This is a genomic window from Bacillus sp. SRB_331 (assembly GCF_003264175.1).
GTDB classification, from domain to species: domain Bacteria; phylum Bacillota; class Bacilli; order Bacillales; family Bacillaceae_G; genus Bacillus_A; species Bacillus_A mycoides.
Map to the genome: position 1 here is coordinate 528,638 of NZ_NADV01000011.1, position 11,894 is coordinate 540,531.

Annotated in this window: 12 protein-coding genes; 8 read left to right on the top strand and 4 right to left on the bottom strand. The window is 36.3% G+C overall.

The window, feature by feature from the left end:
* Positions 1 to 40: 40 nt before the first annotated feature.
* The 6 genes from B5P42_RS11355 to B5P42_RS11380 all read left to right on the top strand — a co-directional run bounded on the left by B5P42_RS11355 (position 41) and on the right by B5P42_RS11380 (position 7,757).
* Entirely contained in the window at positions 41 to 1,873 is a 1,833-nt protein-coding gene (locus tag B5P42_RS11355) for a bifunctional homocysteine S-methyltransferase/methylenetetrahydrofolate reductase (protein ID WP_113734219.1), read from the top strand.
* Positions 1,873 to 5,271, top strand: coding sequence for a methionine synthase (metH, locus tag B5P42_RS11360; RefSeq protein WP_113734220.1), 3,399 nt, complete (start codon positions 1,873 to 1,875; stop codon positions 5,269 to 5,271). The genes B5P42_RS11355 and metH overlap by 1 nt, the downstream gene beginning before the upstream one ends.
* An 18-nt stretch (positions 5,272 to 5,289) precedes the next feature.
* A complete protein-coding gene (locus B5P42_RS11365; RefSeq protein WP_113734221.1) occupies positions 5,290 to 6,348 on the top strand; it encodes an undecaprenyldiphospho-muramoylpentapeptide beta-N-acetylglucosaminyltransferase in 1,059 nt (352 codons plus the stop codon).
* 94 nt (positions 6,349 to 6,442) lie between these two features.
* A complete protein-coding gene (locus tag B5P42_RS11370) occupies positions 6,443 to 6,685 on the top strand; it encodes a DUF3966 domain-containing protein (RefSeq protein WP_085960924.1) in 243 nt (80 codons plus the stop codon).
* Positions 6,686 to 6,782: 97 nt separating this feature from the next.
* On the top strand, positions 6,783 to 7,160 hold the full coding sequence (locus B5P42_RS11375; protein WP_002034029.1) for a nucleoside 2-deoxyribosyltransferase: 378 nt from the start codon (positions 6,783 to 6,785) through the stop codon (positions 7,158 to 7,160).
* 108 nt (positions 7,161 to 7,268) lie between these two features.
* Positions 7,269 to 7,757, top strand: a complete 489-nt coding sequence (locus B5P42_RS11380; RefSeq protein ID WP_113734222.1) for a hypothetical protein — start codon at positions 7,269 to 7,271, stop codon at positions 7,755 to 7,757.
* Positions 7,758 to 7,792: 35 nt separating this feature from the next.
* Here B5P42_RS11380 and B5P42_RS11385 read toward each other — a convergent pair whose 3' ends face one another.
* Positions 7,793 to 8,104, bottom strand: coding sequence for a hypothetical protein (locus B5P42_RS11385; protein ID WP_002165070.1), 312 nt, complete (start codon positions 8,102 to 8,104; stop codon positions 7,793 to 7,795).
* A 252-nt stretch (positions 8,105 to 8,356) separates the two neighbouring features.
* Here B5P42_RS11385 and B5P42_RS11390 point away from each other — a divergent pair, with 252 nt between their 5' ends.
* On the top strand, positions 8,357 to 8,572 hold the full coding sequence (locus B5P42_RS11390) for a DUF3912 family protein (protein WP_002034026.1): 216 nt from the start codon (positions 8,357 to 8,359) through the stop codon (positions 8,570 to 8,572).
* Positions 8,573 to 8,659: 87 nt separating this feature from the next.
* The gene (locus B5P42_RS11395; protein WP_002165071.1) at positions 8,660 to 9,052 is read left to right on the top strand and encodes a hypothetical protein; all 393 of its coding nucleotides are present in this window, start codon (positions 8,660 to 8,662) and stop codon (positions 9,050 to 9,052) included.
* 80 nt (positions 9,053 to 9,132) lie between these two features.
* On the opposite strand, the gene B5P42_RS11400 is transcribed toward B5P42_RS11395, so the two are convergent.
* The 3 genes from B5P42_RS11400 to B5P42_RS11410 all read right to left on the bottom strand — a co-directional run bounded on the left by B5P42_RS11400 (position 9,133) and on the right by B5P42_RS11410 (position 11,852).
* On the bottom strand, positions 9,133 to 10,527 hold the full coding sequence (locus B5P42_RS11400) for an L-cystine transporter (protein WP_002138338.1): 1,395 nt from the start codon (positions 10,525 to 10,527) through the stop codon (positions 9,133 to 9,135).
* 107 nt (positions 10,528 to 10,634) lie between these two features.
* A complete protein-coding gene (locus tag B5P42_RS11405) occupies positions 10,635 to 10,877 on the bottom strand; it encodes a DUF2626 domain-containing protein (RefSeq protein ID WP_113734223.1) in 243 nt (80 codons plus the stop codon).
* A gap of 279 nt (positions 10,878 to 11,156) precedes the next feature.
* Entirely contained in the window at positions 11,157 to 11,852 is a 696-nt protein-coding gene (locus B5P42_RS11410; RefSeq protein ID WP_113734224.1) for a helix-turn-helix transcriptional regulator, read from the bottom strand.
* Positions 11,853 to 11,894 lie beyond the last annotated feature (42 nt).

Below are 11,894 nucleotides of genomic sequence, written 5' to 3' on the forward strand. Positions count from 1 at the left end.
GAAGAGGGGGTTTTTATATTGATAGAAATGAGGGAGATTCGTGAAATTACTAGATTTATTATCAAAAGGAATTGTAATAGGTGATGGTGCGGTTGGAACGTTATTACATTCGCATGGTTTACAAAGTAGTTTTGAAGAATTGAATTTGTCTGATCCGGACTTAATTATATCGATCCATAAACAATATGTAGCTGCTGGAGCGGATGTTATTCAAACGAATACGTATGGTGCGAATGAAGCGAAACTCCGCATGTATGGTCTAGAAAATCAAGTTGTCCAAATTAATAAAGCGGCAGTGAATATTGCGAAAGCATCAGTAACAGATCGGAATGCAATTTTAGGGACAATTGGAGGTATGAAACATATTGGTGCTGTTACAACGACTGATATAGAGCGAGAATTTATGTTACTTGAGCAGGCAGGTGCTTTACTAGAAGAACAGGTTGATGGATTACTATTAGAAACTTTTTATGATGAATTTGAATTATTGCATGCGGTTAAAGTATTGCGTAAACAAACGAATATTCCGATTGTTGCTCAGTTAGCGTTACATGAGGCAGGTACGACTCAAAATGGGAATGATGTCAATGAAATATTAAAACAGCTTTTAGATTACGGTGCCAATGTTGTTGGGTTGAACTGTCAACTAGGCCCGCTTCACATGACGGAAGCTTTCAAAATGATATCGATTCCTCAAAATGGCTATTTATCAGCATATCCGAATGCAGGTCTCCCGAATTATGTGGAAGGGCGTTACGTATATGAGGGAAGTCCAGCGTATTTTGAAGAAATGACACCGAAATTTATTGAACAAGGTATTCGTTTATTAGGTGGTTGTTGTGGTACTACCCCGGAACATATTGAAGGAATGAAACGTGCTATTGCAAATGTTGCACCTGTAATAGCAAAGGAGACGATTCAAAGGCCTAAAGTGGTCCATACACATGAGAAGCGTTCGAGAGCTCATGTTACTCTAGCAGAAAAGGCAAAGAAACAAACGACAGTTGTAGTGGAATTAGATCCACCGAAAACGTTAGACACGCAGCGTTTTTTTGAAGGGGCAAGAGCACTGAAAAGGGCTGGAGTGGATGCTATTACTCTAGCAGATAATTCATTAGCATCTCCTCGCGTTTCGAATATGGCTATGGGTGCATTATTAACGAAGCATGATATTCCAGTATTAACGCATTTAACGTGTAGAGACCATAACGTCATTGGACTACAGTCTCACTTGCTTGGATTATCAGCATTAGGTATGGAGGAAGTGCTAGCTTTAACTGGTGATCCAGCGCGCGTTGGCGATTTCCCAGGTGCAACTTCTGTATATGATTTGTCATCGATAGAGCTCATTAAAATGATTAAAGAGATGAACGACGGTCGCTCTATTTTAGGGAAATCAATTGGTCCGGCAACAAGATTTTCTGTCGGAGGTGCATTCAATCCTCATGTAAGGCATTTAAAAGCAGCGGTCAAGCGAATGGAACGAAAAATTGATGCTGGTGCTGAATATTTCTTAACGCAGCCGATATATGATGTTGCTTTAATAGAAGAAGTATATGAAGCGACAAAGCATTTGGAACAACCTATCTTTATTGGAATTATGCCGTTAGTAAGTAAGCGGAACGCAGATTTTCTTCATTTTGAAGTGCCGGGTATTACTCTCCCTGAAGAGATAAGACAAAGAATGGATGGACATGAAACGAAAGAGGCAGCCATAGAGGAAGGGATTCGTATTTCACAAGAGTTGATCGATGCGGCGATGAAATACTTTAACGGTATTTATCTTATTACACCGTTTTTAAAATATGAAATTACAGAACATCTCGTGAAATATGTGAGAGAAAAGCAAGAAGTGAAAGAAGGTATTAATTGATGAAACGAATAGAAGAGAGATTACAACATGAAATTTTAATATTAGATGGTGCAATGGGAACGATGATCCAGCAAGAAGACTTAACAGCGGAAGATTTTGGAGGAGAAGAATACGAAGGTTGTAATGAATATTTAGTAAAAACAAGACCGGATGTTATTTTAAATATTCATAAAGTCTACATTGAAGCTGGAGCAGATATTATTGAAACGAATACGTTTGGTGCAACAAATATTGTATTAAGTGATTATGCATTGTCTCATTTAGATGAAGAGTTAAACGAAAGGGCAGCGCATTTGGCGAAGCAAGCGGTTAAAGAAAGTGGGAAAGAAGTGTATGTTGCGGGAGCGATGGGACCAACGACGAAAGCGATTAGTGTTACAGGTGGTGTGACTTTTGAAGAGTTAATTGAAGCCTATACAAGGCAAGCGAGAGGACTATTAAGAGGAGAAGTTGATGTATTACTCGTTGAAACGAGTCAAGATATGCGTAATGTGAAAGCTGCGTACATTGGAATTCAATCGGCGTTTGAAGAACTAAACAAAATAGTACCTATTATGATTTCTGGAACAATTGAACCGATGGGAACGACTTTAGCGGGTCAAACGATCGAAGCCTTTTATTTATCGGTAGAGCATATGAAGCCATTATCGGTTGGATTAAACTGTGCTACTGGTCCAGAATTTATGAGGGAACATATACGTTCCCTATCTGATTTATCGGAGTGTTATATTTCGTGTTATCCAAACGCTGGTCTTCCTGATGAAGATGGGCATTATCACGAATCTCCAGCGTCACTTGCTGAAAAAGTAAAACGTTTTGCTGAAGAAGGATGGATTAATATTATTGGTGGTTGTTGTGGCACAACACCAGAACATATACGTGTAATGAAATCGGCGCTTGCCTCGATTAATCCTCGTGAGCATCATGAAAGGGTTGGACATGGAATTAGTGGACTAGAAGCGTTGCAATACGATGATTCTATGAGGCCTTTATTTGTTGGAGAAAGGACGAATGTAATTGGATCGCGTAAGTTTAAAAGATTAGTAGCAGAAGGGAAATTTGAAGAGGCTGCTGAAGTGGCAAGAGCGCAAGTGAAGAAAAATGCTCATATTATTGATATTTGTATGGCAGACCCTGATCGTGATGAAATAGAAGATATGGAAAGATTCTTGGCAGAAGTTACGAAAGTGTTAAAAGTACCGATTATGATTGATTCAACAGATGAAAATGTTATGGCGAAAGCTCTTACTTATATTCAAGGAAAAGGTGTTATCAATTCTATTAATTTAGAGGATGGAGAAGAACGTTTTGAAAAAGTGACACCCCTTCTTCGGAAATACGGTGCTGCGATAGTTGTAGGGACAATTGATGAAGATGGTATGGCAGTTAGTGCAGAAAGAAAGATAGAGATTGCTAAAAGAAGCTATGAATTACTAACGAAAAAGTATGGTATACGCCCATCTGATATTATTTTTGATGCGCTTGTGTTTCCTGTAGGAACAGGTGATGAAGAATATATAGGTTCAGCGGCAGCGACTATAGAAGGAATTCGTCTTATTAAAGAGGCGTTACCAGAATGTTTAACGATTCTAGGTGTGAGTAATATATCTTTTGGTTTACCACCAGCTGGGCGTGAAGTATTAAACTCTGTCTTTCTATATCATGCAACGAAAGCAGGATTAGATTATGCGATTGTTAATACGGAAAAATTAGAACGCTATGCGTTAATTCCAGAGGAAGAAAAACGTCTTGCGGATGCATTATTATTTGAAACGACGAAAGAGACGTTAGAAAAATTCACAAACTTTTACCGTGTTGCCAAAAAGAAAGAAGTCGCTACACAAGAAACGCTAACGCTTGATGAACGACTGGCAAATTATATTGTAGAAGGTACGAAGCAAGGACTACAAGAAGATCTAAGTCTCGCGCTTACAGAAGGACGAAAACCTCTGGATATTATTAACGGGCCGCTTATGACAGGAATGGATGAGGTGGGGCGATTATTTAATGGTAATGAGCTTATCGTTGCTGAAGTATTGCAAAGTGCTGAAAGTATGAAAGCTGCCGTAAGTTATTTAGAGCCACATATGGAATCTAGTGAGAGTGCAAAAAAAGGGAAAGTATTATTAGCGACTGTTAAAGGAGACGTACATGATATTGGGAAAAACCTTGTTGAAATTATTTTATCAAATAACGGATATGAAATTATTAATTTAGGAATTAATGTTCGTTCGGATCGAATTGTTCAAGAAGTACAAGAAAAGAAACCTGATATTATTGGCCTTTCTGGTTTGTTAGTAAAATCAGCGCAACAAATGGTAACGACTGCTGAAGATTTAAAAGCAGCGAATATTGATATTCCAATTGTTGTAGGTGGTGCAGCACTAACGAGGAAATTTACAGATAATCGTATTTCTCCATCTTATAAAGGGCTCGTATGTTATGCAAGTGATGCAATGACAGGTCTTGATATTATTAACAAATTACAAAAAGAAGAAGAACGTGAAAAGATGAAGCGAGATAAAAAGGAACGCCATCTTCATATTGTGAAACAAGAGGAGAAAAAAATAGAAATTCCCGCAATTATTGAGCCGTTGCCAAAAGCAACTGTTATGATACCAGATTCGACGAAACGAGTTGTATTACGGGATATTCCTGCCCTCCATCTTGCACCGTTTTTAAATAGACAAATGTTAATTGGACACCATCTTGGGTTAAAAGGAAACGTAAAAAAACTCTTGCAAGAAGGGGATAAAAGAGCACATGAGCTAAATGATTTAATTGATGAATTATTACAAGAAGGACAATCTTGGTTACGCCCAAAAGCGGTGTATCAATTTTTCCCGGCGCAAAGTGATGGACAAAATATAATTATATACGATCCGGAAGATCACACACGTATTATAGAGCGATTTGAATTTCCGAGACAAGGGAAAGCACCATACCGTACTTTAGGAGATTATATACGCCCGATTGGAGATGAGATGGATTATGTCGCTTTCTTATCTGTTACCGTTGGAGAAGGGGTTCGAGATATTGCAGAGGAATGGAAGGCGAAGGGAGATTATTTACGCAGTCATGCGATTCAGTCGTTAGCACTTGAATTAGCAGAAGGACTTGCTGAAAAAACACATATGCTCATTCGTGATCGTTGGGGAATTCCAGATTCACCTGAACTGACGATGGAAGAGAGATTCCGTACAAAATATAGAGGAATACGCGTATCATTTGGTTATCCAGCATGCCCAGAACTTGCTGATCAAGAAAAATTATTTCGCTTAATTCATCCAGAAGAAATAGGTATTTCATTAACAGAAGGATTTATGATGGAGCCAGAAGCGTCTGTAACGGCTATGGTATTTTCTCACCCTGAGGCAAGGTATTTTAGTGTACTATAGTGTAGAAGGGGGAGACGTATGAAAAAAATAGTCTTTACAGGTGGCGGTTCGGCCGGGCATGTAACACCTAATTTAGCAATTATTCCACATTTACAAAAGCAGAACTGGGATATCTCTTATATTGGTTCTCATCAAGGGATTGAGAAAACGATTATAGAAAAAGAAGGAATCCCATACCATAGTATTGCAAGCGGGAAGCTACGTCGTTATTTTGATTTGAAAAATATAAAAGATCCTTTTCTCGTGATAAAGGGTGTTATGGATGCGTACGTAACAATTCGTAAACTAAAACCGGATGTTATTTTTTCAAAAGGTGGTTTCGTATCCGTACCAGTCGTAATAGGAGGGTGGCTAAATAGGGTGCCAGTTTTATTACATGAATCTGATATGACACCTGGACTAGCAAATAAAATTGCGCTCCGTTTTGCCTCGAAAATATTTGTTACATTTGAAGAAGCAGCGAAACATTTACCGAAAGAAAAAGTAATATATACAGGATCGCCTGTACGTGAAGACGTACTAAGAGGAAATCTTGAAAAAGGTTTAAAGTTTCTAGGGTTTTCCCGGAAGAAATCAGTTATTACTGTTATGGGAGGAAGTTTAGGCGCAAAGAAAATTAATGAAACGGTTCGATCGGCACTTCCAGATCTTCTGAAAAATTATCAAATTGTGCATCTTTGCGGAAAAGGAAATCTTGATGAATCCTTACAAAATAAAGAAGGATATAGACAATTTGAATATGTACATGAAGAGTTGCCGGATATATTAGCAGCAACAGATTTTGTTATTTCACGTGCGGGATCCAACGCGATTTTTGAATTTTTAACAATGCAAAAGCCGATGGTTTTAATTCCGTTATCGAAATTTGCAAGCCGTGGAGATCAAATTTTAAATGCTGAATCCTTTAAAAGACAAGGGTATGCATCGGTATTATATGAAGAGGATGTAACGGTGAACTCACTTATAAAGCATATAGAAGAGCTATCTCATAATAATGAGACGTATAAAACAGCATTAAAAAAATATAATGGAAAAGAAGCGATTAAAACTATCATTCAACATATTTCAGAGGCATGATTAAACAATCATGTCTTTTTTAGTAGGATGAAAGATTCCAAGAATTGATATTTTTATGTTACAATACAAATGGTTAATAGGGAAATTCCAATTGATTAAGCGTGAAAATACGAATGGATTAGGAGTGACTGTGTTGGAGCTAAGTCTCTATGAAAATACTGCACTTATTATATGCTTTGTGTTGTACGTTGGTAGTGTTATTGTTTATATTTCACGGAAATTTTCACAAGAACGAGAGCTTGAAAAATCAGAAATAACAGCTGAACTAGAAATGTTAGCTGATGAAAGTTATAAAAAACAAAAAATAAAAGAAGATCATGAGGCACCCCATCATTGAAACGCAAATAAGTTCTAAGGATGGGGATTTTTTTTGAAAAAATCCCATTAACGCTAAAAAAGGAGTTTCCCCATACATATTTAAGGAGTGAATATAAATGAAATTTTATATTGCTTCAGGATTTCAAAATAAACATCTTGTTCGTTTCGTATCAAGCCAGTTGAAAGAAGTGGGATGGCAGCATACATATGATTGGACGAAAAATGAAAGAGCAACCAATAGAGAACAATTGCAAAAGATTGGTGAAGAAGAACAAGAAGCGATACGAGAAGCTGATGTTTTCTTACTCATACTAGAGGGTGGGAATGGAAGTCATACAGAATTAGGGATGGCAATTGCTTTAGAAAAGAAAATTTATATATATCACAAGGGCAATGAGTTGCAAACGACATTCTACCATTTACGAGAAGTTGATATTTTCGAAGGAGAAATTGAGGGGCTTGTCTCATATATATTGAATAAAGTGGAATGTTAGACGTGGGAATGCAGCGAGAAATATTTCTTGCAAAAAAAGAGTGAAGGTTACCATTAGGCTATTTTGGGCACAGTTATTATAAGTAAAGCATATAAAGGAGTTATAAATATGAAATTAGAAAATGGATGGGAAACAAGTTTTTTAGAGGTTGTACAAAACAGTGAATTTAAGAAAGATGCAATTCTTAGTCAATTGCTTTTTGCGGATAGTGAAGAAGTAGAAGAGCTTGTTGATGATTACGGTTATGAAGAGATTATTGAACGCGAACATGATGATGAGTTAGCAGGAATTTTAGGAGAAGAACTTTTCAGTGAGCTGGAGCGAAACGTATTCTTATCTCCACAGCCAGAAGAAAAACTTATTTCATTCGTAAATGGATTAAGTTTTCATGTGTTAGATTGGATTGTGCTTCTTGAAACAGAATTTGGCATTGATAGCGCAAACTTCACATCGGATGCAGTGAAAATGTTAGAAAAGCGCTTTAGACAGTTTCCCTATATAGAAGAGAAGACAATTTTTGATATGACGTTTGAAGAAGCGATGGATGTATTAGAATCTGTTACAGGATTACAGCTGAAGGAGAAAATGAACGTATAATGAAAAAGAACGTGATAGCTTCACGTTCTTTTTTTTTACATAATAATAATTTTATCATCTAGCTTTGTTTGTCCAGTAAGAAGTGCATTTAAATACTCTACTTTTCGTATGCAAGCTTGTATATGTCTTTCAACCTCTTGTAACTCTGCTTGGTGATGCGTTTCAATTGGATGAATTTGTACGTTAAATTTTTCGAATTGACTACTATATGTTATTTCTGCATAGCCGCTCATAATATCGGTTTCGTTATGAAATAAAAATTGCTTCGTTTCTTCACAGAATGATACATCCTGAAAGCCATATACTTTTAATGCTTCAATTACTTTGTTAATCATGTTTATATTCATTTTTTAACCCTCTTTACGAAGTTCTACTTTTATATTATAACATAAAAAATTACGTAGAAAGCGCTTCCAAGTGTATTTTATTATAAACTTTACGTTTCAATCATAAAAATGAAACAAAGAAAAAATAATTGTAAAGAAGGAAGGACTCTTTTATTGTTTCGTCATATATATAGAGAAATAGTGCAATGAAAGGAAATTTTCCGAGGTGGAGATTGTATTTCCAATTTGAGCGCAGTAAAAGAGGTGAGAATCTTGAACTTTGATATTGTAGGACAAAAAGCATATATAAAAAATGGGCCGCATCGGAACCGAATTGGAACTGTAAAGAAAAATGAAAAACAATTAGAATCCCATTTTGCTATTGTAATTGGAGAACAAAGTATTGATGTAGAGCTAAAGGATATCGTGTTAGTTGGAGTAGATGTAGGACAATTTCATACATGGTGCGAGCAAAATGGTTATTTGTGAAAGGGACGGGCTGTGAGATAATGAAATATATTTGAGAAAAGAGAATATGTTATTATATTCTCTTTTTCTATGTGTGGGGAGACGGAAATGAAGTATAAAGAACAAGAGTTTACATTGGAGTTGAAAGAGAACATTAAATGTATGGAAAAGGAAATAGAGCGAATATCACTTGGGTTTTTTAAAGCGTATTCGCATTTATACATAGGGAAAAATATGAAATTAGATATGGGATTTGAAAGAGAAAAAGAGAATCCCTTTGAAATAGGATATTATTCATCAGTTTCTATAGCGGTATTAGATGAAGAAGGAGAGATGATTGAATTTTACATTATTCCAATTTGGAGATGCGAAAATACTTTTTTAGGGATGCCAACTCAGTCGAGAGTTTGGGGGAGTAAGAAAGTAGGGGAACTTGTTGATGAATCTTGTTATGAGATTGAGGAAGAGTTAAAAGAGCAACTAGAAGAATACTTGGAGTGATAACTTTCAAGAGAAGATGTATAGAGATGGAACATAATAAAAAAGACGCTAACAGTATAAATTGTTAGCGTCCTTTTTTATTATGAAGCAATCTCACCAGTTTTTACATCATCTTGATTGTACGTATCCTGATCTAATTCACCAAGCCATTTACTAGAAATAAGACCTGCTGTCATAGAACCACTTACGTTAAGAGCTGTACGACCCATATCGATTAATGGTTCAACGGAGATAACAAGAGCGACAATGCCGATTGGTAAGTTCATTGTAGATAGTACGATTAACGCTGCGAATGTTGCACCGCCACCAACACCGGCAACACCGAATGAGCTAATAGCAACGACAGCGATTAAAGTTAAAATGAATTGTGGTTGTAATGGATCAATTCCTACAGTTGGAGCGACCATCATAGCAAGCATTGCTGGATAAATACCTGCGCAACCGTTTTGACCGATAGATACCCCAAAGGATGCAGCGAAGTTAGCGATTCCTTCAGAAATACCAAGCTTTTCTTTTTGAGCTTCAATATTTAATGGCATTGCACCAGCACTAGAGCGAGATGTGAATGCAAATGTTAATACAGGGAACACTTTTTTCAAATATTGAATTGGATTTAAACCAGATAATGCGATTAATAATAAGTGAATGATAAACATTACGATAAGAGCTACGTAAGATGCTAAAACGAAGTTACCAAGTTTTAAAATAGCGTTAATATCGCTACCAGCAACTGTCTTTGCCATAAGAGCTAATACGCCGTATGGAGTAAGACGTAAAATTAATGTTACCATACGCATTACGATTGCATATACAGCATCAAGCATTTTCTTAAATAGCTCTGCTTGTTCTGGATATTTTCGTTTTACACCTATAAAGGCAATCCCGATAAAGGCTGCAAATATTACAACAGAAATTGTTGATGTTGGACGAGCACCTGTTAAATCAAGAAAAGGATTCGTAGGCAACAGTTCTAACAATTTGTCTGGAATTGTTGTCTTTTCAATAGAAGTAAATCTTTCTTCTACTAATTTCAGACGAGCAGATTCTGCATCACCTTGTTGTAAACCTGTTGCTGATACATCAAATCCTGCGCTTGCAGCTATACCGACAGCTGCGGCAATTCCTGTAGTAAGAATTAAAATTCCGATAATAAGACCACTGATTTTACCAAGGTTTTTCGTTAATTGTAATTTTGTAAATGCTGAAATAATAGATACTAAAATAAGTGGCATAACGATCATTTGAAGTAATTTCACATAACCGTTACCAATTAAACTAAACCAGGTATTTGATTCGATAATTACTTTAGAAGTAGGTTCATAAATAAATTGTAATATAAGACCAAAGATAATTCCGACTCCTAAAGCAGTAAATACACGTTTATTAAAAGATACATGCTTACGTTGCATATAATACAATACGCCAACTAAAATGAGCATGACTGTGATGTTAATCCCGACAAGCAGTGTATTCATGTTGATTCCCCCTAATTCCAATGTGTTATATAGAATATAAGGTAATAAAACCTATAAGTCAACTAGGGAATTGCGGAATTAAAAAAAAGATGGCAATTTGCCATCTCTTAATGCCCAGCTCCAGGGACAAGTAAAAATGTTGTGTACCATGTAAATCCGATGAAGAAAACGGTTAAATATGCCCCGAATACGTATATATACATACGCTCTGTTAATTTTAAATAACTTAAAAGTAAGAAGAATCCTGTTTGTCCTAAAAATAGTAGTGCGGTCGAATGCATATCCCCTACGTAAAACATAACCGAGAAAATTCCAGTCCAAAAGCCGAGAACGCGAAACATGCGCTCCATGCCATCTCCCTCCTTTTCTAAAAAAAGTAAAACCTCTTTTCATTATAGTTTATTTTTCTAACTATTGTAAATATTCATTCACATAAAAAAGAAGCCAATTATAATATTGACTTCTTCTTAGTTGAAAAACTAAATTTGAACTTTATCCCGCATTAACGGGCAGTAAAACTCCCACCTCAAAATTCGGCAAATGCGAGGAAGTTAGGTGGGAGATAACTGCCCGTAAAAGCCAGATTGGTGAGGGCTAATAATCAGTGGGGGAAGAACACCCCCCACTGATTAAAGTTTCACTTTATAGTTACAAGATTTGCAGCCATCTAGTAGACTATCGTTTCGTGTTAATTCCACGTTCGGGAATAGGGTTTCAAAAATCCCCTTCATCATATCTCCATGCATATTACAAATTTCAGTCGGATGATGCGCAGCAACTTCTTTAAATGGGCAATTGTGTACATCATAGAAAATTTTTGTGCCATCTGTACTTAATTCAAAAGCAGGGGATAAGCCAGCTGTTGAGAATGCTTCTTTTGCGATTAGCATTTTTTGTTCTATCGTCAATGCTTCTGCACTGACATTTAAGCGATGCATATGTTGTTGCATTAATTCTTTGCCGAATTGTTTCCCTGTTTCATATAGCGCTTTTTCACCAGCACTACCTAAGCTTAGCAGTGAATTAAATGCTATCTGCGCTAATAATTGATAATCGCGAAATGGGAATTGTAACTGGATGACATCTTGAGACAAGACGTATAGTCTGCTTGGTCTGCCACCTTTCCCAGTTTTTTTTGTTTCTGATTTGAGCATATTAACATCTTCTAATTTAGATAAATGTAAACGCGCTACGTTTGGATGAATATTAAACTCATCTGCAATTTCTTGTACAGTTACGTAATTATGTTTTTGCGAAATATATTTATAAATATAATAACGAGTAGGGTCAGATAATACACCTGTAATTTTTAAAGCTTGTTCCATGAGGATCTCCACCTTTATCACTTTATCCAAGATATTAACATT

Coding starts and splice junctions, on each gene's coding strand:
- metH (WP_113734220.1), top strand. CDS start 1,873: ATGAAACGAATAGAAGAGAGATTACAACATGAAATTTTAATATTAGAT.
- B5P42_RS11365 (WP_113734221.1), top strand. CDS start 5,290: ATGAAAAAAATAGTCTTTACAGGTGGCGGTTCGGCCGGGCATGTAACA.
- B5P42_RS11375 (WP_002034029.1), top strand. CDS start 6,783: ATGAAATTTTATATTGCTTCAGGATTTCAAAATAAACATCTTGTTCGT.
- B5P42_RS11380 (WP_113734222.1), top strand. CDS start 7,269: ATGAAATTAGAAAATGGATGGGAAACAAGTTTTTTAGAGGTTGTACAA.
- B5P42_RS11385 (WP_002165070.1), bottom strand. CDS start 8,104: ATGAATATAAACATGATTAACAAAGTAATTGAAGCATTAAAAGTATAT.
- B5P42_RS11395 (WP_002165071.1), top strand. CDS start 8,660: ATGAAGTATAAAGAACAAGAGTTTACATTGGAGTTGAAAGAGAACATT.
- B5P42_RS11400 (WP_002138338.1), bottom strand. CDS start 10,527: ATGAATACACTGCTTGTCGGGATTAACATCACAGTCATGCTCATTTTA.
- B5P42_RS11405 (WP_113734223.1), bottom strand. CDS start 10,877: ATGGAGCGCATGTTTCGCGTTCTCGGCTTTTGGACTGGAATTTTCTCG.
- B5P42_RS11410 (WP_113734224.1), bottom strand. CDS start 11,852: ATGGAACAAGCTTTAAAAATTACAGGTGTATTATCTGACCCTACTCGT.